General features: G+C 58.5%; 13 protein-coding genes. 8 read left to right on the top strand and 5 right to left on the bottom strand.

Going from position 1 to position 22,274, the window contains the following annotated elements; all coding sequences use genetic code 11:
* Window positions 1-148 precede the first annotated feature (148 nt).
* On the bottom strand, window positions 149-1,261 hold the full coding sequence (locus tag ABIQ96_RS07530; protein WP_348213956.1) for a hybrid sensor histidine kinase/response regulator: 1,113 nt from the start codon (window positions 1,259-1,261) through the stop codon (window positions 149-151).
* Window positions 1,262-1,461: 200 nt separating this feature from the next.
* Between ABIQ96_RS07530 and ABIQ96_RS07535 the strand changes: the two genes are divergently transcribed.
* The 3 genes from ABIQ96_RS07535 to ABIQ96_RS07545 all read left to right on the top strand — a co-directional run bounded on the left by ABIQ96_RS07535 (window position 1,462) and on the right by ABIQ96_RS07545 (window position 10,634).
* Window positions 1,462-3,723, top strand: a complete 2,262-nt coding sequence (locus tag ABIQ96_RS07535; protein ID WP_348213957.1) for a glycosyltransferase family 4 protein — start codon at window positions 1,462-1,464, stop codon at window positions 3,721-3,723.
* A 2-nt stretch (window positions 3,724-3,725) separates the two neighbouring features.
* Window positions 3,726-5,171: a glycoside hydrolase family 130 protein gene (locus tag ABIQ96_RS07540; RefSeq protein WP_348214064.1), complete on the top strand. Its 1,446-nt coding sequence runs from the start codon at window positions 3,726-3,728 to the stop codon at window positions 5,169-5,171.
* Between the two features lie 99 nt (window positions 5,172-5,270).
* Window positions 5,271-10,634 carry a LamG-like jellyroll fold domain-containing protein gene (locus tag ABIQ96_RS07545; protein WP_348213958.1) on the top strand — a complete coding sequence of 1,788 codons (5,364 nt, stop codon included), beginning with the start codon at window positions 5,271-5,273 and terminating at the stop codon, window positions 10,632-10,634.
* A gap of 55 nt (window positions 10,635-10,689) precedes the next feature.
* Here the strand turns inward: ABIQ96_RS07545 and ABIQ96_RS07550 are convergent, their stop codons facing one another.
* Window positions 10,690-12,048, bottom strand: a complete 1,359-nt coding sequence (locus ABIQ96_RS07550) for a sulfatase (protein WP_348213959.1) — start codon at window positions 12,046-12,048, stop codon at window positions 10,690-10,692.
* Between the two features lie 473 nt (window positions 12,049-12,521).
* Between ABIQ96_RS07550 and ABIQ96_RS07555 the strand changes: the two genes are divergently transcribed.
* Window positions 12,522-12,827, top strand: coding sequence for a hypothetical protein (locus ABIQ96_RS07555; RefSeq protein ID WP_348213960.1), 306 nt, complete (start codon window positions 12,522-12,524; stop codon window positions 12,825-12,827).
* Between the two features lie 5 nt (window positions 12,828-12,832).
* Here the strand turns inward: ABIQ96_RS07555 and ABIQ96_RS07560 are convergent, their stop codons facing one another.
* Together ABIQ96_RS07560 and ABIQ96_RS07565 are read right to left on the bottom strand one after the other, a co-directional pair.
* Window positions 12,833-13,825, bottom strand: coding sequence for a hypothetical protein (locus ABIQ96_RS07560; protein WP_348213961.1), 993 nt, complete (start codon window positions 13,823-13,825; stop codon window positions 12,833-12,835).
* The gene (locus tag ABIQ96_RS07565) at window positions 13,822-14,439 is read right to left on the bottom strand and encodes a hypothetical protein (RefSeq protein ID WP_348213962.1); all 618 of its coding nucleotides are present in this window, start codon (window positions 14,437-14,439) and stop codon (window positions 13,822-13,824) included. The genes ABIQ96_RS07560 and ABIQ96_RS07565 overlap by 4 nt, the downstream gene beginning before the upstream one ends.
* Before the next feature lie 232 nt (window positions 14,440-14,671).
* Here ABIQ96_RS07565 and ABIQ96_RS07570 point away from each other — a divergent pair, with 232 nt between their 5' ends.
* From ABIQ96_RS07570 to ABIQ96_RS07580, 3 genes are read left to right on the top strand one after another with little or no spacing between them, the layout of a single operon-like run.
* Entirely contained in the window at window positions 14,672-15,343 is a 672-nt protein-coding gene (locus ABIQ96_RS07570; RefSeq protein ID WP_348213963.1) for a sigma-70 family RNA polymerase sigma factor, read from the top strand.
* Complete coding sequence (locus tag ABIQ96_RS07575; RefSeq protein ID WP_348213964.1) at window positions 15,333-17,900, top strand: SUMF1/EgtB/PvdO family nonheme iron enzyme; 2,568 nt, start codon at window positions 15,333-15,335, stop codon at window positions 17,898-17,900. Before ABIQ96_RS07570 ends, ABIQ96_RS07575 begins: the two co-directional genes overlap by 11 nt.
* 32 nt (window positions 17,901-17,932) lie before the next feature.
* Window positions 17,933-18,346: an OsmC family protein gene (locus tag ABIQ96_RS07580; RefSeq protein ID WP_348213965.1), complete on the top strand. Its 414-nt coding sequence runs from the start codon at window positions 17,933-17,935 to the stop codon at window positions 18,344-18,346.
* Between the two features lie 2 nt (window positions 18,347-18,348).
* On the opposite strand, the gene ABIQ96_RS07585 is transcribed toward ABIQ96_RS07580, so the two are convergent.
* A complete protein-coding gene (locus ABIQ96_RS07585) occupies window positions 18,349-20,331 on the bottom strand; it encodes a sialate O-acetylesterase (protein WP_348213966.1) in 1,983 nt (660 codons plus the stop codon).
* 173 nt (window positions 20,332-20,504) lie between these two features.
* On the opposite strand from ABIQ96_RS07585, the gene ABIQ96_RS07590 reads away from it, so the two are divergent.
* A complete protein-coding gene (locus ABIQ96_RS07590) occupies window positions 20,505-22,271 on the top strand; it encodes an assimilatory sulfite reductase (NADPH) flavoprotein subunit (protein WP_348213967.1) in 1,767 nt (588 codons plus the stop codon).
* Window positions 22,272-22,274: the final 3 nt, after the last annotated feature.

Genomic DNA, 22,274 nt, shown 5'->3' on the forward strand with positions numbered 1-22,274 from the left:
ATGGTCACTCGAACAGGACACGTGGTGGGAATCGTTGATATAAAAGTAGCCGCATGCACATCTCTTCAATTACGCGAAGGGCCACGAAGCCGCCTGGGTGGATCCGAATGAGGAATTGATGCCGAAGTAACGGCGATGTCTGACGGAGTCAGTTGAAAGCCAGTGGTAGCTTGACGGAGAAACAGGCGCCTCCCAAGCGGCTTTTCTCGTAGAGGACGGTTCCCTGCATGGCGCTGACAAGCTCATGGACGATGTGCAATCCCAGGCCCGTCGATGCTTCGCCGGCGGTGGGGCGTGCGCTGAGTCGGGTGAATTTCTGGAAAAGCTGTCCGACTTCCTCCTCCCGGATTCCGGGACCTTGATCCTCGATCCTAAACTCTCCATTTCCACCATCGGGTTGAATTTTGATCGCCACATGTGCTCCCTTGGGAGAAAACTTGATCGCGTTGGAGATCAGGTTTTCAAAGCAGCACAGCAACGTTTTGTCCTCCCCTAGAACCATGATCGCGTCCGGTGCGTTGTGGAACTCCAAGTGGATTTGCTTGCTGCGGACGTGTTGTTCAAAACCTCTCACCGCCTTTGCGGCGTTCTCGTTCAAGCAGACAGGCTCGTTGCGGATTTTGGTTTTCAGCTCATCGAGCACAGGCGTGGCCAGCAAGTTGGACACGATCTCGAAGGCGCGGGCGGACGAGTCCATGATGCTGCCCACAAGCTGGTCCTGTTCGGGACTGTTGCCTTTCGCCCCTTCGGCAAGCATGATTGCGGCAAACTGAATGCCGTTGAGCGGGTTCTTCAGGTCGTGGGCCACGATCTCCAATAGACGGTTTTTTTCCGTGATGATCGCCGACATGAGGCGGCGACTTTTCTGGAGGTTCGAGTGGAGATCGACCCTGGTGAGCAGTTCGGCACTGTGGAAAGGCTTGGTCACGTAATCCACTCCGCCATATTGCAAAGCTTCGATGACGACGTCTTTATCGCAGGGGTCGGAAAGGAAAATGATCGGAGTATCACGGGTTTCCGGCCTCGCCTGGAGGATGCGGCAAAGCTCGAATCCGGTCATGCCGGGCATCATCACGTCCAGCAGGATCATGTCAGGCTTCGCGAACTCCAGTTTTGCCAAGGCTTCCGGTCCGCTTGAGGCAGCGAGGACTTCGTGACCGTGCTTGAGGAGCAACGAACCGACCATTTGGATGTTCTGCTGGTCGTCATCGACCACGAGGATCAGCGACGGAGCGTCGGTGTGTGGAAGTCGGTCAAGCATGGTAGGAAATGGCCATCAGTGTTTTCCCGGCACTCGCTAGGTAATCGGATTACCCTTCAAAAGTCCATCATTTCCGCGATAGCGGTCTTCGGAGGAGGGCTATCGGTGGGGTAATCAGAAACATTAAGTTGCGAAACCGGAGTGGAGCGGTTCATGTGAGGGATGCTAATGCGGTTGATTACGGAAGGTTTGGTTTGAGTGTGGGTCCTTTTCCGGAACGAATCGCATTCCTGGGCGGTTACGATCCGCGGCGTTGCGGGATAGCCACCTTCACGCACGACATTTGCGAAGCGGTGGCGAGGGCGGTTCCTGATGCCGAATGCATCGCGGGTGCGGTGAACGACCGGGTGGAAGGCTATAAGTATCCGGAACGGGTACGCTTCGAAATCTTTGAAAAGGATCTGGATTCATACCGGCGGGCGGCGGACTTTTTGAATTTCAACAATACCCAGGTCCTTTGCGTTCAACATGAATTCGGCATCTACGGCGGGCCTGCGGGAAGTCATCTGCTGGCTTTGCTGAAGGAATTGCGCATGCCGGTGGTAACGACCTTGCACACTGTTTTAAGAGAGCCGAATCCCGCGCAGCGAAAGGTGATGGATGAGCTGGTTCACCGCAGCGACCGGTTGGTGGTGATGGCCAGGAAGGGCAGGGAGATTCTGATGGAGACCTACGGAGTTTCGGAAGCGAAGATCGACGTGATTCCTCACGGCATCCCCGACGTTCCGTTTCTGGATGCGGAACCTTACAAGGCCCAGTTCGGCATGGAAGGCAGGGAAGTCCTCCTGACGTTCGGATTGTTAGGACCCGGAAAGGGGATCGAGCATGTCATCGAGGCATTGCCGGAAATCATCAAGCGCCACCCGAAAGTGCTTTATGTGATTCTCGGCGCGACGCATCCCCATTTGGTTGCCCGGGAAGGCGAAACCTATCGGCTAGGTCTGGAGCGGCTGACGGAGGAGCGGGGGGTGAAGGAGCATGTCATTTTTTACAATCAGTTCGTTTCGCCGGAGGATCTTACGGAATTCATCGGAGCCACCGACATCTATCTGACACCCTACCTGAACGAGGAACAGATCACGTCGGGAACGCTGGCTTACGTCTTCGGGGCCGGAAAAGCAGTGGTTTCCACGCCCTACTGGCATGCCAGGGAATTGCTGGTCGAAGGCAAGGGTGCTCTCGTTCCCTTTCGCGATCCGGCGTCCATCACTGCTGCGGTTTGCACTTATCTGGACGATCCCGTTTTGTTGAACAACACGCGGGCCGCGGCCTATCAGGCGGGCCGGGAAATGATCTGGCCTACGGTGGCTGGGAATTACATTGAGTCATTCCAACGCGCGCGGGCCGACCGGAAATCTTTGCCTCGTGGGGCCTTCGGCGGATGGACGCTCGGCAGCAGACCCTACAATCTGCCGCCTCTGCGGCTGGATCATATCGTCAGAATGAGCGATGGCACGGGGATCTTCCAGCACGCGACATTCAACGTGCCGAATTTCCACGAAGGCTACTGCACCGATGACAACGCGCGGGCTTTCATCCTATGCAATCTGTTGGAAGGACCGAACTCACTGGAGAACCACTCGACGACCTATCTTGCCTTCATGGCCGCCGCGCTGGATCACGAGTCCGGGCGTTTCCGCAACTTCATGAGCCATGGCAGGGAATGGTTGGAAAAAGCGGGCAGCGAGGACAGCCACGCACGGGCCTTGTGGGCGCTGGGTGTGGGGGCGGGTCGCTCGCGCAACGCGGGGCACCAGCGTCTATCCGTTTATCTCTTCGAGTTGGGATTGCCCGCAGTCTGTGACTTTACCTCGCCACGGGCTTGGGCTTTCACACTGATAGGAATCCACGAATATCTGCGCGAGTATCCCGGAAAGGAAAAGGTGCTGAAGGCCCGCGATGAACTCACTTCGAAATTGGTGAGACTGTGGAATGACTGCGCGACCGACGACTGGCCCTGGTTTGAGATTTCCGCGACTTACGACAACGCCCGCCTGTCCCAGGCGCTGATTCTTTCAGGGCTCTCCATGGGCGATGAAGCGGTGGTCGGAATCGGGCTCGAATCCTTGCGCTGGCTGACCTCCATCCAGAGAACACAGGCAGGCCATTTTCGCCCGATCGGCAGCAACGGCTTCTATGTGAGGAATGGTGCCCGCGCCGATTTCGACCAGCAGCCTGTGGAAGCCCAAGCCATGGTATCTGCCTGTCTTGACGCCTTTCACGCGACGGACGATGCCACTTGGACCGCCGAGGCAAAACGGGCCTTCGAATGGTTCCTCGGCAGAAATGATCTCGGTCAGGCGCTTTATGACTCCGCCAACGGTGGTTGTGGCGACGGGCTCCATGAAACACGCGTCAATGCCAACCAAGGTGCGGAATCCTCCCTGGCCTTCCAGATCGCCCTGGCGGAAATGAAGCACGCCGCCCATCCCACTCCTGCTCCCATCGATTTCCCTTCATGAAAATTTCCATCCGCCGCCACGAGATCATGCTCCAGCCCGAGAGCGCCAGAGTGATCATCCGTCCGTTCATTCCGTCCGATGCCGACAAGATCACCGCCATCATCCGGCGCACTCTGGCCCTGACAGACAAAGAGGTGACCCGTCAGTTGAAGGCCGTCTATCAGGAGTTCGAATCCAGACATTACGATGTCGAAGCATTGTTCATGGCGCATTATCGGAAGATCGCCCGCCATATCTCCAGTCCGAGCCCGCTTTCTCGTGAGTCTGAGCTTTTGTTAGGAGCATTGTTCTCAGGGGAATACTCGTTGGAGTCCGCGGCCCTGTTCAATCCCTCCATCGTTCCCCATCCGGACCAGAGCGACGTGCCGGCCGGAGGCCTGCGTTTCATCATGAGCCTGCGTGCGACAGGCGAGGGGCACATCTCGTCGATCGAGTTTCGGTCGGGAATGATCGATCCGGGCGGCGGAATTTCCTTCGATCCCGTTTCCCGCTTCGTCGCCATGCCGCTGGTCGTGCCGAATCCGACCTACCGCAAGAAGAGCTTCGTCCTGAAGTTCCATGAAATGGGATTCGACAACCCGTTTGCGGATGCGGTCATGGCTCCGCTCGGATCCGAATTCTCCCGGTCCGCCCTGAACGAAAGCGTCGAGGCTGTTGGAAAAGGCGCCCACCCGGAAACCCACGAACTGCATCGCACGCTCGAGTGCATCAAGTGGCTGGCGGATTCCAACTACGAGCTGAGTTTTTCCTCAAAGCTCAACGTCAGCGAGCGCATCATTTTCCCCGTTTCTCCCAATGAGAGCAACGGCATCGAGGACGCCCGCTTCGTCTGCTTTAAGGAGGACGGGGGAGGCGCGTCCTATTGCGCCACCTACACCGCATATAACGGAAAGGCGATCCTCCCGCAGTTTATCGAGACCCGGGATTTCCTGAACTTCCGCATCCTCACTCTCAACGGCACTGCCGTGCAGAACAAGGGCATGGCGCTGTTTCCCCGCACCATCGACGGCCGCTATGCCATGCTCTCCCGGCAGGATGACGAGAACCTGTTCATCATGTTCTCCGACAATCTCCACTACTGGAACGATCCTCAATTCCTGCTAGGCCCTGCAGAGGTTTGGGAATCCGTCAAAATCGGAAACTGCGGCTCACCCATCGAGACCGAGGCCGGCTGGCTGGTGATCACCCACGGTGTCGGTCCCATGAGGAAATACTGCATCGGTGCGGTTCTGTTGGATTTGAATGATCCCACCAAAGTCATCGGCCGTTTGAAAAAGCCATTGATCTCGCCGGAGGGCGTCGAACGCGAGGGCTACGTCCCCAATGTCGTTTACAGCTGTGGCTCGCTGGTTCATGGGGACAAACTCATCCTGCCCTATGCCATGAGTGATAAATTCACCGCCATCGCGAGCGTGGATTTGAAGGAACTGCTTGCGGCACTCTTGTAGAGGCGGGTATTTGAGCGGCGTGAGGCGGGCCGACGTCCCGCAACGCCTTGAAAGTTAGAGTTGAACTGTCCGGAGGATTGGCCGACCGTCCGAAGGCCGATGATGAAAAACCCACCCTCCGCGAGGTCACTCGCCAAAGCGGCTTGTTGCGCCCTCGTCGCTGGGCTGACGCAGCAGGCAAGCGCCGTGATGACCAACCGCTGGTCATTCAACAACACGGCCGGAACCGCCGCCGCCAGCACGTCGATGGCGGACAGCGTCTCCGGTGCGACGGCCACCGTTCGCGGAAATGGTTCCACGTTCACCGGGACGGGGCTGACCATCACCGGCGCGACCACTGGCAATCAAACAGCCGCGGCCATCGCAGGTTACGTCGATTTGCCTAACGGAATTTTTTCTTCAAAAACGAACCTCACCATCGAAATATGGGCCTCGCCGTTGAGCTACATTGCGAACGCTCGGATGTTCGACTTCGGACGGGTGATCACCGCGGGCAACGGCAGTGCGCCGGGCGAAATCGTGGACACCGCCACCACACCCGGCGCGGGCCTGGCTCCCTCCGATGCGGTGTATGTGAATTTCTGCCTCAACAGCATCAGCTCGCAGCGGATGAAAGCCTGGCTCAACGGCGTGCAGATGACCCAGATGGACACCGCGCTCGCGACCACGGCGGGCACCCAGTATCATTACGTCTTTACCTTCGAGGACGGCGTCGGGACCTACGGCGCGGCGGGCGGGCGCATGACTTGTTTTCGCAACGGCACGCAGGTCACCAGCGCGGATGTGAATTTCCGCCTCGTCGATATCGAGGACGTCAATAACTGGCTAGGCCGCTCGAATTTCAGCAACGACTCGCTTTCCAACGCAAATTACAACGAAGTCCGCCTCTACAATCACGTCCTGACCACTTCGGAAATTTCCGCCAATTTGGCAGCCGGCCCGGACTCCATTGTCACTCCGCCCGCCTCCGTGGATCCTCCGGTCCCGGATAACCTGTGGACCTTCACGACTCAGGCAAGTTCCTCGGTATCGTCCGGCACCACGTTCAACGACAGCATCGGCGGCAGGATAGCGACCCTGCGCGGCAATGGCGGATCGCTGACCGGCGGTGCCGTCGTGCTTCCAGGCAGCACCACCGGAAATCAGCCGGCTTCCGCCATTTCCGCCTATGTGGATCTTCCTAACGGAATCGTCTCGCAGACGGCGAGTGTCAGCTTCGAGGCCTGGGCGACTCCCATTTCTTCGAAAATTTGGCAGCGCCTCTTCGACTTCGGCCGCTGCGTCACCACGTTCGGCACCGGTGCCGCCACCGGTGAAATTCTCGACGGCTCCACGGCTCCCGGCGCGACCGCGGGATATGACAATCTGAGCCTCACCTTCAACAACGCGGGCGATATCAATTCCCAGCAGCTCGAAGGCCAGTATGACGGCACCGCCGCGCAGTATTCGTTCTCCTCCGCCACGACCACGCCCGGCACGAAGTATCACTACGTCCTCGTCGTCGAGGACAAGGCCGCCGGTTGTCAGGCGAGATGGTATCGCAACGGGGCTTTGCAAAATACCGCCGACTTCGCCTTCCACATCAATGCCATGGAGGACGTGAACAACTGGATCGGCCGCTCGATGTATTCCGGTGATTCAAATTCTAACTTGTCACTCGACGAGCTCCGCATCTACCGGCGTGTCATCACTCAGGCGGAAATCCAGGCCAGTTACACCGCAGGGCCGGACCTCACCGTCGGTCCGCCCGAGCCACCCGCCCCGGCGCCGATCCCGTCGCGCCGCTGGAACTTCAACGCGGCCGCCGGGGCCGCTCCATCAGGCACCACATTTCTCGATCAGGCCACCGGAGAAATCGCAACCGTCCGCGGCAATGGAGCCACTCTCAGTGGCACGGCGCTCGTCCTGCCCGGCACCACCACCGGCAACCAGACCACCGCTAACATTTCCGGCTACCTCGATCTGCCTAACGGGATTGTTTCGTCCCGCCCCAGCCTCACTTTCGAGGCATGGATCACCCCGCTGTCCTCGAAGACGTGGCAGCGTGTCTTCGATTTCGGAAACACCAACGTCACCAGTGGAACGGGTGCCGCCACCGGCGAAATCATCGACGGAGCCAACGCCCCCGGCGGCTTCACTGGAAACGACAACCTCCTCCTTTCCCTCAACGTCAACGGCGTTCTCGGCACCCACCGTCTTGAGGCCAAGCGCGCGGGCGCATCCGCCGTCACCAACGACGCCGACTATTCCTCCGTCACCAGCGCTGGCACCCGGTATCACTACCTAATGACCGTTCAGGATGGCGGCGGTGCGAGCGGCATCTCCGGTTGTCTGGTGAAATGGTACCGCAATGGCGCGCTGGCCGGGACCATTGATCTTCCCTACCGCCTGCCGGATCTATCCGACGTGAACAACTGGATCGGCCGCTCGATGTATGGCGGCGACATGAACTCGAACATGTCGCTCGACGAACTCCGTATCTACGATCGCGCCATCACCGCCGCCGAGGTGGCTTCCTCTTTCTCCGCCGGTCCGGATGCGACGTTCGCGCCTCCCGTCGCCGTGGCGGACAGCGCCACGATCCACCCGAATCAAAAGGTGCTCGTGGACGTGCTCTCTAACGACACCGGCTCGCCCATTCCTTCCACGTTGCAAATTCTCAGCGCCCCGGCTACAGGTACCGCCACCATCAGCGGTGGGAAAATCCTCTACACCCACAGTGGCAGCAGCGCCGCACCGGTCACCTTCACCTATCGCGTCGGAAACGTGAGCGGAACCACCGCGGATGGCACCGTCACCATTAATTTCGCCAGTTCGCTGCGTCTCACGAATCCGGCCCTCGCGATGCCCGCCGCACCGCCTTCCAGCACCTGGCAACTCGTGGACGGTCTGCCGGGTCTCACCTTCAACCAACCGCTTTGCATCGCCTCGCTTCCGGGCGACACCAGGCAGATGTTCGTCTGCGAGCGCATGGCGAAGATCCAGCGCGTCGCCGATGTCACGGCGGCCGCGCCGGTGAAAAACGTTTTCCTCGACCTTCAGAACGTCGTTCTCGGACGCACGCCCACCGAGACCATCGAAGGCGGCGGCAATGCCGAGCATGGCTTGTTAGGCCTCGCGTTCCATCCGCAGTTTGCCACCAACGGCTACTTCTATGTCGCCTACACCGTGCGCTACAACACGCTCTACTATCAGCGCATCTCGCGGTTTTCGGTCAGCAGTTCGGATCCCACCGTTGCCGATCCGACGTCCGAGAAAATCCTCATCAATCAGCTCGACGAAGGCTCCAACCACGACGGCGGCGACCTCCACTTCGGCCCGAACGACGGTTATCTCTACTACACCGCCGGCGACGAGGAAAACCCCAACGATTTCCGCCTCAACAGCCAGAAGGTCAACAAGGACTTCTTCGGCGGTGTCTTCCGTTTTGATGTGGATAAAAAAGCCACCAGCATCGAGCCGAATTCCCATGCGGCCGTCATCATCGATCCCGGCACCGGCCTGGCGCGATACTCGGTGCCGAAGGACAATCCTTTCGTTTCCACCACTCTCGGCGGCGCTTGGGGCGGAACCTACAACGGCGTTGCCGTCACTCCTCTATCAGGCGTGCGCACCGAGTTCTGGGCCACCGGCCTGCGTCACACCTGGCGCATGTCGTTCGACCCCGCCACCGGCGACCTGTGGGGCGGCGATGTCGGCCAGGACACCTACGAGGAAGTCAACAGGATCGTCAAAGGCGGCAACTACGGCTGGGTCTATCGGGAAGGCAAACACGACAACGCCGCCGCGGTCAATGCGGGTTGGCCGGCCAAGCCGGTGCCCTTCGTCTCGATCGATCCGATCTACGAATACGTTCACGCCGCGATCACCGGCGATGCCAATTTCAAGGGCAACTCCGTCGTCGGCGGCTACGTCTATCGGGGCACGCGCTACCCGTCGCTCGTCGGCACCTACATCTTCAGCGATTCCGTTTCCGGCCACGTCTGGCAGATGGACACCACCACCGGCGCAACCACCCGTCTCACCGGCCTGGCCGGCGCGTATGGCGTCTTTTCCGCGCAGGGAATCGATCCCTCCAACAAGGACCTGCTCTTCTGCGCCTACATCACCGGGAAAATCATGCGTCTCTCCACCGGCAGCGACCTCAGCACCGGATTCCCCGCCACGCTCGGGGCCACCGGCCTGTTCGCAGATCTATCCGATCTCTCGCCCGCTCCCGGCCTGCTTCCCTATCAGCCGAACCTCACCTTCTGGAGCGACTTCGCCGTGAAGCGCCGCTGGTTCACCATTCCGGACGCGACCAGCAGGATGACCTGGAGCAAGGACGGCAATTGGACTTATCCCACCGGCACCGTCTGGGTGAAACACTTCGACCTCGAACTCAGCCGGGGAAATCCCGCCACCAAAAAGCGCATCGAAACCCGTGTGCTGGTGAAAACCGCCACCGGCTCCTATGGCGTCAGCTACCGTTGGAATGAAGCGCAGACCGACGCCACCCTCGTCGAGGATTCCGGTGCCGAGTTCGACATCGCCATCGACGACCACGGCACGCCGCACACCCAGCGCTGGCAGATTCCGGGACGGTCCAGTTGTCTAACATGTCACACCCCGCAGGCCGGTCATGCCCTTTCCTTCAACACCCGCCAGCTCAATCTCGTCAATACCATCAACGGCTACTCGGGCAACCAGCTTGAAACGCTCTCCGCGCAGGGTTTCCTGAACAACACCCCCGATCCCGTCGGCACCCTCGCCCGCCACGTCCGGCCGGATGAAACGGCTTATCCGTTAGAGCAGCGCGCCCGCTCCTACTTCGCCGTGAACTGCTCCTACTGCCACCAAACCGGCGGCAGCGTCAGCGGCTTCTGGGACGGTCGCGCGCACCTGACATTGGAACAGACCAATCTCATCAACGGAGTCGCCGTAAACAACCAGGGCAACGCGCTGAACAAATACATCGTCCCGGGCGACACCACCCACAGCATTGTCCTCAACCGCATGGCCGGGACAAACAGCTTCGGCCGCATGCCCCCGCTCGCCAGCAGCGAGGTGGATCCCACCGACATCGCCCTCATCACCGACTGGATCAACAACAGCCTGCCCGGCCGCCCGCTCTATCAGCAATGGCGCGACGGCTACTTCACCTCGCTCGATCAGAACGGCGACAAGACCGCCGACCCCGACGGCGATGGCGTCAGCAACTACGAGGAATACCTCCGCGGCAGCTCGCCGACGAGCGGCGGCAGCCCATGGCAGGCAAGCATCGCCAACGGCACGCTCCAGTTTCTCCGCAAGGCGAACCGTTACTACTCCATTCAGACCAGCGACAGCCTCGGCCAATGGCAGCCCTGGTCGAACCCGGCCCTCGAAAGCAGCTACAAAGCCACCGACGAGGTAATCCAGTTACCGCTGCCGGTTGATCCGGATGGAAAGCAGTTCTTCCGCTTCAGCGTCACCGAACCGTGAGCCTGGAGTGTCGATCTGATAGTGTTACTGTTGGGCATCTCGACCCTTCTCGTTTTTATTGGGCTTCCATCATGGTCGGTTTGCCAAAGACGGTGCACTTGTCGCCTTGCTCCTTCATCCAGCGTTCCAGATCAGCGCGCATCGCCGCGAGGCGTTCCGTTTGGGCTGGATCATCTGTCAGATTGTTCTGCTCCAGTGGGTCGTTGGCGAGATCGTAGAGTTCCTCCTTGGGACGCTGTTGATAGCGTTTCACCTTGGTGGCGGCGACCGGATTGCTTTCGGCTTTTTTGATCCAGCTTCGCCAGTAATCCGAACCAGCCTCGCCTGCCTTCGTGATGTGGCTGGTGAACTTGAATTCGGGATGCAGGTTGAGGATGTATTTCCAGCGGGCGTCACGAACGCAGCGGCTCGGATAGACGTTGAAATCTCCGTCGCCACTGTGGGTCACGTAGACGCGATCGCGATGGGTCGCGGCTTTTCCTGATATCACGTTGATGAATGAACGGCCGTCGATGTTTTCCAGTTTGTCCCCGCCAGCCACATCGACCAAGGTGGGGAGCACATCGATTAGCGACACCATCGCATCGCTGCGCGAGCCTGCTTTGGTGTGGCCCGGCCAGACCGCGATCATCGGGACGCGGATGCCGTCCTCGTAAAGCGTCCATTTGCCAAACGGCCACTGCGCACCCTGATCAGCGAAATGAAGGAAAAACAAATCGTCGCTGAACTTCTTGCGGGCGAGGTCGTAAACTTGTCCCAACTCGTTGTCCATGCGGGTGATGGCGGCGTAGTAGCGGGCGCGCGCCTGGTGGGTGAGCGGAGTGTCGACATGGTTTTTCGGAATTCCGACGGCGTTGGGATCATGGCCTTCGGGAGTGCCGGGCCACGGCACGTGCGGCCAGTTGGTGCCGACGAAGAGGCACAGCGGTTTGTCGCTGTTGCGCGCTTCCAGCCATTTCAATGCCTCCGGAATAGCGATGTCCTCGTGGAAATTGGTGTTCGCGCAATAATCGAATCCGTAGTTCTTCGTTTGATTGTAGTGCCCGACTTTGCCGAAGCTCACCACTTCGTAACCGAGTTCATGGAGGTAGGCGGGCAGCTTCTTGATTTCGGGACGGGGCGCGGCATGGTTCGGCTCTGCCCCGTTGCGCGCGGGCATCAATCCGGTGAGCATAGCCGCACGGCTTGGCGCACAAGTCGGAGACGCCGCGTAGGCGCGGTCAAAGGTCATGCCTGCCGCGGAAATCCGGGCCATGTTCGGCGTATCCATCTCCTTCGATCCATAAACCGACGAGTCCGCGGCCGTGTGGTCGTCCGAGATGAAAATGACCAGATTCGGTCGATGCTCGGGTGCGGCTTTGAGCAACGGGAAACCTAGCAGAAATGTGGCGAAGATCAGCGCGGATCTTGTCACGGAGGGGAAGCACGGTCTATTCTTGAGCATCATTTTAGGATCGGTTTTCAGGAAGGATGAATCTATCAGAAGAACCCCGGAAACGTGCTTGTCTCCGTGGCCAAAGAGCAATCCACACCACTACCGCGCTTTTTACCTCACTGATCCGACAGGACTTATCATAAAAATCCATCCGTCCCGTCGGCCCGGATCTCTACAGTGAGAATGTCCGCCTGTTTTACCATCGGAGTGGGACAGATGGCGCGGGCCACGGGCAGCAAGGTGAGCGTGTGCTGGCCGATCCATAAAACTCCGGGAGCTTTTCCCGGTCGCCGAACGCATTCACAATGGATGATTGATTGTTGGGCAATCTTCATTAGATCGGCGCATGGCACGGCAAAGATTGGGTCTATGAATTAAAAACATTCATTCTCGGACAGTTTGAACTAGGCATTTCGGAAAAACTTAGTAGTTTATTAAGAACCTTCAAACCCATGAAATACGACGTCTTTCAATTGCCTGATTCTCATCAGCAACTGCTTGATGAGACACCCGAACGCCGCAAGGTCCGGGTGATTCTTCTTGACCGTGACAACCTTCCGCTGGCCCGTGGGACAGCGGTATTACCGCTCCTTTTGGGCGTGGGGGTGTTTTGGCCGGATTGTCCGATGCCCGGACCCAGTGGGCTCGCCACAGCAAAATGTTTCACCCTGCCGAGCGGCGAAATGCTGACTTTAAAGGCGTTGGAATTGTGCAAGGGCCATCCACCGCATTATGACTTCTGGGTTTGTCAGCCTTGATTCGCTCAGGCCGCACTCGCTGGTGCTTGAATGAGCAGACAATCTTCGAGGAACGGTTGAAGCGGTTCAAGCAGCGCGGACCCTTGACTCAGGAATTGTTCGCGGAATTGGTCTTCGATCCGGCGTAGGGCGAATTCCAAGTCGGAAAGAACCAAGTCATTCGAGCGACCGCGAACCACCGCCATCAGGATCACATGGCGGCCGACGCGGGAGATTGCATTTCGTTGGTCGGGAAGTTCGAAGGTTTCGCGGATTTTCGCATCCTCGTCTCGGAGCTGCATGGTGAGTCGGTGCACTGTGCTGGTGACCCGTTTGGCGGACGAATGCCGGGCCGGATCGCAGCTTGCGAATGAGATCAGCGCGAGACTGGATACGTCCAGGAGAAAGACCTCCTCGACTTGGAAACGGTGGGTTTTTTCGAAGAGAATTTCCTCGTAAGTGCGACTGGAGAATAGGGCCTGAAAGAGCCAGAAGAGACGGTCAAAAGCACGGGGCCCTTGAAACGGTCGTGACGCTGGCGAGTATTCGGCGAGGGCACGGCGAATGGTTGCCCGGAGCATCGGTTCGAGATAAGTGTCGATACCGTTTTCCTTGGCATAAACGGCGCTGCGCACCGCTTGTTCGACGATGGGTCCGAAGGCTTCCCGTAGGTCGTCGTCCGTGAAATCCGGTTCGGGGGCGAGAGCTGCGGGTGCTGGAACGAACTCCTTTGGCGCTGAAAAAGCTGGAGCAGGGGACTGTGACGGGATCGGGCTAACCGCGGTAACTGGCGCGGCAGGTGAGGGCAGAATCGTCAACGGAGCAGGCCATGAAGTGGGAAATCCGGTGGGACCCGGCACTGGGTCGGATGGCCATGACGGCAACGCGGATAGAGTTGAAGGGTTATTTGATTTTTCCTGACCGAATGCGGACGGGATCGGTTTCCATATCGGAGGGCCGACGACCCGGGCCTTGAGACCGGAAGACGGAGTGGGAAGGGGGGAAAGGACCGCTGTCATGAGCGTGTGGCGGTGCTTGGGAAAAGGGTGGAAGGCGATGCACACTCGGCGAGGGCGCGTGCGGCGAGGGCGATTCGATTGAAACGTTCTTCGAGGGAATCTCGGTCCACAGCCCGGCTTTCGAGACGGGTAATCTGGGACTCGGTGCTTTCCCAAAGTGCCGCGACTTCTCCGCGAAGCTGACTGGCGAGGCGTTGGTCGCGGTCGTTCAGATGGACTTGAAAGGAACTTTGCCAAGCCGTGAGCCAGGTTCCGATTTTCCGCTCCAACTGGTTAATTGCAGGCGCGGCAGACTCACTGGATTTCAACGCGGCGACCTGTTGGATCTGGGCTGCCAAGCGCTGGGTTTCTTCCCGGTGTTGGGAGAGCCGCAGTTCGGTTTGTTCGCGCGTGGTATCGACGAGTCGATGGACGTTTTCCTTGAGCGCTTCGAGCTGTGCCTCGTTGGCAAACAGCCGGTCCTCCAGTCGGGAGGAAGGAGCCGGAGACGTGACTCCTCCGGATTCGATGCGGGCGACACGCTGCTCAAGACGTTCGAGATGGCGGCCGACGATGATTTCGCGGATCCGCTCGACCGTTTGAGAAGGATTGAGGGGTGATGGAGTGGGTGACATTGTGCTCTCCGTGGGGGGAGTCCGCGATTGGGTGAAAATCGCGGACACGGTTGAGTAAAGGCGGGGAAGACTAAGCGAACGTTTGGAGGATTGTAAATAACATCGGCGACATTTCGTTTTTCACGATGGTTTGAAGGTCTTTAGTAAAGTTTTATAAATTGATAATGAAGCCGTTGTGAAAAAGTCGAATCGGTGAAAGACAGCGGGCGAGGAATCAGGTAAACAGTTCTTAATGGCTGAGGGCGACGAGGAAAAAACGGATGATCGTGATGCGATCCTGGTGCAGGCGTATGCGAAAACGCGGAAGAGCCTGATCGCAAGGCTGGATAATTGGGAGGACCAGCGGACATGGGATGAATTTTACCAAACCTACTGGCGCTTAATTTACTCCGTCGCTGTGAAAGCTGGCTTGCGGCAGGACGAAGCGTTCGATTGCGTGCAGGAAACAATTTTATCCATCGCCAAACAGAGCAAGAAGAAGCTCTACGACCCCGAGCAAGGGTCCTTCAAAACCTGGCTGATGAACATGACGCGCTGGCGCATCAATGACCAGTTCCGCAAGCGCAAGAAAGACACCGCCATGATGGCTGGTGAGTGGGAAAACGACCGAAAAACAGCGGTGATCGACCGTGTGGAAGATCCGAACGGCGATGTTTTGTCCCGTCTCTGGAATGTGGAGTGGAAAAAAAACGTCGCCGACGCCGCTCTTTCCCGTGTGAAGGCGCAGGTTTCTCCCAAGCAATATCAGATTTTCGACTGCTACGTGATCAAGCAGTGGGATGCCAAGCGGGTCCAAGACCAGCTCAACGTTAGCATGGCGCAGGTGTATTTGGCGAAGCACCGGGTAGGTGCCGTCCTCAAGAAGGAACTCGCCAAACTCGAAGACGAAGCAGATGGCGATTAAGATCCGTCCGAATCCTGCGATTCCCGACCACGAGGTCCTGCGCAAGATCGGTGGCGGTGCATACGGCGAGGTGTGGCTCGCCCGCGGGGTGACCGGGGCGTTGCGTGCGGTGAAAGTCGTGTGGCGTGAGGATTTCGAAGATGCCCGAGGGTTTGAGCGTGAGTTCGAGGGAATTCTGAAATTCGAACCGATGTCCCGGGATCATCCGGCCTTGGTCAACATTCTCCACGTCGGCAGAAGTCCCGACGGTGTTTCATTTTACTACTACGTGATGGAACTTGGCGACGATGTGAGATCGGGCCAGGACATCAATCCCATCGAATACGAACCTCGCACGCTGCGGGCCGACAATCATCAGGGCGTCGGCGTGCAATGGGACACCAGCGACTGCATCGATGTGGGGCTGCGATTGTCCGAAGCTCTGGACCACCTTCACGAAAGGGGACTCGCGCACCGTGACGTGAAACCGTCCAACGTGATTTTCGTCAACGGACGGGCGAAACTGGCCGACATCGGACTGGTGGCGACCCGCGGACAGCGGACTTTCGTCGGCACCGAGGGTTTTGTCCCGCCGGAGGGACCCGGCTCTTCTCAAGCCGACGTATATAGTCTCGGCAAAGTTTTGTATGAAATCGCCACTGGCAAGGACCGGTTGTCATTTCCCGAACTTCCCGAAGTGATGCCCTCCGGCGTTGACCGCAAGCGCTGGCTCGAACTGAACCGCATCATCTGCGACATCTGCGAACCTCGGATTTCGAAGCGGAAAATCTCCAGCGCTTCCGATCTGGCGGATGCTCTCCGCCGTCTCCAACGAGGGAAACGTCGTCGCCAGAGCGGCCTCGCCGTCTGGATGACCACTTCGTTGTTAGTTGGCTTCTCCGGTTGGGCGGGTTGGGAAGTTGTCAAGGACAGCGATTGGGTGAAGGCGCTCTACCCAGTCGCAGAAGTCCCCAAGCCGCAGACCGGAACGCTGCGTGTGGTGAGTTCCCCACCGGGAGCCGAAGTCTTTGACGCCAGCGGAAAATCCTATGGGACCACTCCGAACGCTTATATCGCCGTGACAGTGGGGGACGAGTATTCGCTCGTTTTCAAAAAGCCCGGTTACAGCAAGTACAAGCTCGAAGGAAAAGTGATGGCGCTGACCGACGTGCCGCTGTTCGCGGAATTGAAAATCGACTCGCCGCCGCAAACTGGCGAGCCGTGGAAGGATCATCTTGGGAATTCCTATCAGCCGGTGGCGATGCAGCACGAGAGCTCAGGATTTGTCACGAAGGACGACTGGGTGAAATTCTCCAAAGAAATGAAACGTCCGGAAAAATCGGCGGAGTTTCTCAAATTCTCACAGAACGGCCAGGGCGTGGAAATCGTGTTGGCGAAGCAGGCCGACTCGGATATCTACTGCGAATGGTTCCGCAAGGGGGGCAACGAGGCCGGGTATCTGCCTGAGGATTTCGAGGTTTCGCCGATGGTGGAATCCTCCTTCGACAATCCCGGCCTGAGTGAAAGCGCCAGGCGCGACGGACTGAAACCGTTTCGCTTACTGGTCCGGAAAATTCCTTATGGTGAGATCACCGTCAGCACCGATCCTCCAGGTGCGGAAATCTATATGAGTCCGATTTCCGACCCCTCTAACCAAATTTCCAAAGGGCCGGCCAACTCGCTGCCGATCACACATGTCAAACCGGGCGTTTGGCTGATCTATCCGGTCCGCGAGGGATACGGGTCGAAACCAATCGAGGTCAAAGTAGGTGACGGAGAGAAGGTTTCGCTGCCGCTCACCTTGGAGAAAAGCAAGGGCGTGGTTTTTGGGAAGCGGTGGGAGAATGGAATAGGCATGCGTTTCGCACCCGTCGGACAGGATTTGATGGCCTCGGTTTGGGAAACCCGGGTGAAAGACTATGAGCGATTCGTCAAGGAATCGAATCCCCGTCACGCCGCGCCACGACCCACTGATTTCCCTCAGACGCCGGATGATCCGGTGGTGAATGTTTCCCGCGAGGAAGCCAGAGCATTCTGCGAGTGGCTCACCGAGAAGGAGCGCAAGGGCGAGCAGCGAATCGCCGAGACGCACATCTATCGGTTACCGACGGATCTGGAATGGAGTTTGATGGCCGACCTCAAGGAGGATCCCGACATCAGTCCGAGTTGGCGGCACGCGCGGAAACAACAGATCTACCCTTGGGGCCTCAACTGGCTTCAAAACAGCGTGGCGGTTGGCAATTTCGCGGATGCATCGGCATCGCGCGAACCCGGCGTGACGGTCGATCGGACCATTGCGGATTACGATGACGGTTTTCCCTACACCGCACCGGTTGGCAAGTGGTCGCCTAATTCACTGGGGCTTTACGACCTCGGCGGGAACGTGCAGGAGTGGGTGGATGACGACTATTCCCAACTCGGCACGAATCGGCTGGGCGTGCTCCGCGGTGGCGGGTGGAGCAGCTATCAGGCGGAGGATCTTTACGTCGGATCCCGCAATCCTCTGCCACCGACGTTCCAGGATTCCATGTATGGGTTTCGCGTGGTGCTTGCCAAGGTCCCACCGAAAACCGAATGAGCGCGATCAGCTTTTCCTAACAATATTCCACCATGGTTGAAATCAAACTTAGCTACGAAGGCGAACTGCACTGCAGCGCCATCCACATGCCCTCGGGCAACACCCTTGTCACCGACGCGCCACTCGACAACAACGGCCGCGGCCAGGCGTTTTCACCGACCGACCTTGTCGCCACAGCGCTGGGCGCCTGCATGGCCACCGTCATCGGGATCGTCGCGAAGCGCAAGGAACTGGCGGTCGAGGGTATGACCATTTCCGTCCGGAAATTCATGTCCGACGACCAGCCGCGCCGGATCAAGCGCCTTGAGTTGGACCTCCAAATGCCGCTGCCCGCGTCGCACCCGGATCGGAAGGTTCTTGAAAGCGCCGCCCGCGGTTGCCCGGTCCATCACAGCATCCATCCGGACATCGACGTGGCGATGAACTGGGTCTGGCAGGAAGGGTGAACTCAAGGCGCATAGGCCTCAATTTCGGATAGAAATCCGAAATTGCGGTCATAGTTGTCCTGTTGCGGATAGGTATCCACGAACGTCGCGCGGATGAAGCGGGCCTTTGCGGGTTCGAAACTCGCCTTCGCCTTGGTGGCCTTTTTCATGGGGAATTCAGTGCGCCCGACTTCGGTGAATTTCTCACCGTCCTCGCTGATCGAAACCGCGACTGTTTTTGTGGAACCAACGTTGGGTGTGCCATAGACGATCGTTTTGATCGTTTGTGATGACCCCAAGTCCACTGTCGCCGTTTTCGGGAAGTTCGGGGTTTCGTCGGTTGCGTAGCAAGATGGTGCGAAGTCCGTCCAGTTTCCATCGGTGAGGCCGGTATCCCAGCCGTGGGTGTTAGGGTTGCTGGATTTGAAGGGTTTTCCACCGGAGATCTTGTGTCCCAGTGTTGGATCGACCGGCCAGTGGGTGTTGAAAGCTCCGGCGGGCAGGCCTTCCTTATTCATTAGGTTTGGCTCGGCGAGCTGGGACCAGGCGAAGCGGGCGCGGTCGGGTTTCGGCACGGAAGCGCTGGTTAGCAGAATGGATTTTCCGTCGGCGGATATCTTCGCATCGGCTGGCTGATAGACCTCGTCGCTCCCGGCGATTTCAAACAGGGTGGGGGGCTTTCCGTCACGGGTGGTCAGACCGCCGCCGATGTGGTCGAAACCGATGGCGAGCCCTGCGTCGGTGACTTTGTATTTGGAAAACAACGGCCCGGATTTGACGATGTCGGTCTTGCCATAGGTATCCGCCAGGGCCCACAGGGCAAGACGTCGCGCAACCTCGCCCTTGTTAGTCGGGTGGATGTTCTTGACGTTTCCGATGTCATTGATGACGGCCATGCCGGTGTGGGGAACCTTGAGGGTTTCCTGCTGGGCCCACCAGATGCAGGGAATATCGAAGGTGCGGTTGTCTCCGTAGTTGTAGGGGGCGAGCTGTACGAAGAGGAAGGGAGCTTCCGGTGCACCGAATGATTTGCGCCAGCCGGCGATAAGGGCCTTCATCTTCGCGGTGTAGAGCATTCCCTCGCCGTTGTTGGACTCGCCTTGATACCACAGGAAACCACGCAGCGCATAAGGAGCCAGCGGATGGATCATCGCCTGATAGGTTCCCGTCTCCGCTCCGGATCCCAGTTTCAACACCTCGGGGGCTGCTGGCATTTCGGGTGCCTTGTTACCGGAATCGAGGGCCTTTCCGGCGGCGTCCGCCCAATCACGGATGGCGGAAACGTATTTCCGATAGGGCTGATCATACTCGGGAAATCCCGGGCTTTTCGCGAGGCGGTCCTTGTGCATTTGGGCCAGTTCGTCGATTCCCTCAAGCCCCTCCTCGGCCCACCACGGTTCGATGCGGGATCCACCCCAAGAGCTGTGAATCATACCGACCGGCACTTTTAATTCCTCGGTGAGTTGCTTGCCGAAGAAATAGGCGACAGCGGAGAAATCTTTGGCTGTCTCAGGCGTCGCGGCGGTCCAACTGGCTGGGACGGAATCCTGACGGACGTTGCTCAGGGTCTTCGGCACTTGGAACAAGCGCATCAGCGGCACGGGGCCGGTGGCGGCGATATCCTGATCCTCTTTCCGGGTTTGTCCGACCTTGAACTCCATATTGGATTGCCCGCTGCCCAGCCAGACTTCTCCGACGAGGATATCTTTGATTTTCAATGAGGGCGATCCGTCCTCGGTGACAGATAGGGTCCGGCTTTCCGCACTGGCGGGCATGGAATCGAGAGCAACCTGCCAGCGTCCGGCGGCGTCAGCGGTGGTGGTTTTCGTTTGTCCTCCGAAGGCGACCGTTACTTTCTTGCTGGCGCTCGCATGGCCCCAGACCGGAACAGGTTTTTCCCTTTGGAGAACCCCGCCATTTTGGAAAAGGGGAGCGATCACGACTTCCGCGGCCAGTGGTTGAGTGACCAGCAGGAGCGCCAACCATCGAGTATTGGGTTTGAACATGGCCCCTTCCTACGCGGTCGCCAGAGGAGGTCTAGCATTACATTTCTGGAAATTTCCAGAGCGGGAAATCGTTGCTGGAATTCAAATCCTTTCGAAAAAATGGTTGCGTATCGGGCAAATTACCTCCACTTTTCGGGCGAAACCTCATAAAACAAGGTAATTAACTAAGGATTATGCTTCCAGAGCACGCCCCATTCACTTCTGACCAGCGCCGAGCGTTGGATTCGCTCCTTGCTGGCCTCGATCCCGTGCAACGCGGCTGGCTCAGTGGATTTCTTGCAGCCGGTGTGGCGGCGGCACCCGTCGTAGTAGCCGCCCCGGTTTCCGCAGGGAAACTGACCGTGCTTTATGGAACAGAATCCGGAAATTCCGAATCCTTAGCGGATCGCACCGTTAAAGAGGCGAAAAAGCGTGGTTTCCAAGCGGTCATGAAAAACATGTCCGATATTTCTCCCGCCGATCTCGCAAAAACCGGAAATCTGCTGGTGATCATTTCGACTTGGGGCGATGGCGAACCACCGGAAACGGCCACTTCATTTTACAAGGAATTCATGTCCGCCGATCTCTCACTCTCGGGCGTGAATTTTGCGGTTTGCGCGCTGGGGGACACGTCTTACGAAAAATTCTGCCAGACCGGCAAGGACGTCGATGCCCGCCTTGAAGCGCTCGGTGCCGCCCGCGTTTCCGCCCGCCAGGATTGCGATGTGGACTACGAGGAAAACTACGTCGCATGGCTCGCCAGCTCGCTTTCCGCGCTGGCTCCTGCCTCGGCCGCACCGGTGAATTTCGTTGCTGCGGCTGCCGCGCCTTCGGTCGAGTATGGTAAGAAGAATCCATTCCCTGCCGAGACGACCGACAACGTGATTCTCAACGGCGAAGGTTCATCGAAGGAAACCCTGCACGTGGAATTGTCTCTTGCCGGTTCCGGTCTTTCCTATGAGCCGGGTGATGCGCTGGCAGTCATTCCGGTCAACGCACCAGACGTCATCAAGGCGATCCTCGGGGCGGCGAAACTCTCCGGCAACGAAGAGGTCGAAGTGAAAAATGTCGGTCGCAAGCTGCTCGCGGACGCACTCCGTGAGGACTACGACATCACCGCCATTTCACGCGCTGTTCTAACGAAACTCGCCGAAGCCCTCAACTCCACCGTCCTGCGCGGGTTGCTGGCAGACGATGCGAAAGAGCGCTTGAAGGAATACACCAACGGCCGCGAGATCATCGACGCGATCCTCGACTTCGCTCCCGACGGTCTTTCAGCCGAGAAACTCACCGGTATCTTCCGCAAGCTGCCGCCACGTCTTTATTCGATTGCTTCCAGCCCGCTCGCTCACCCGGACGAAGTCCACCTCACTGTGGCCGCCGTCCGCTACGACACCCACGGCCGCAAACGCAAGGGCGTCTGCTCCACCTATCTGGCGGACCTCGTGAAATCGGGGGATCCGGTGCAGGTCTTCGTTCAGCCGAACAAGAATTTCCGCCTTCCTGCCGATGCTTCCACGCCGGTGATCATGGTTGGCCCGGGCACCGGCGTTGCGCCGTTCCGCGCGTTCGTAGAACATCGTGCGGCTCAAGGGAGCTGCGGGAAAAACTGGCTGTTCTTCGGCGACCAGCATTACACCTATGACTTCCTCTATCAGCTTGAATGGCAGGATTTCCTCAAGGACGGAGCGCTCACCCGCCTCGACGTCGCTTTCTCCCGCGACCAGCCGGAGAAAGTCTATGTCCAGGACCGCATGATCGAGCGCTCGAAGGAACTCTATCAGTGGCTAGAGGAGGGCGCTCATTTTTACGTCTGCGGCGATGCCAACCGCATGGCCAACGATGTCCATCAGGCTCTGGTTTCCGTCGTCGAAAGCCAGGCGGGCATCTCCCGCGAAGCCGCCGAAGCCTACGTCGAGGACCTCAAGAAGACCAAACGCTATCAACGCGACGTTTACTGAATT

The sequence above is a fragment of the Luteolibacter sp. genome (genome assembly GCF_039920825.1).
Lineage (GTDB): Bacteria > Verrucomicrobiota > Verrucomicrobiia > Verrucomicrobiales > Akkermansiaceae > Luteolibacter.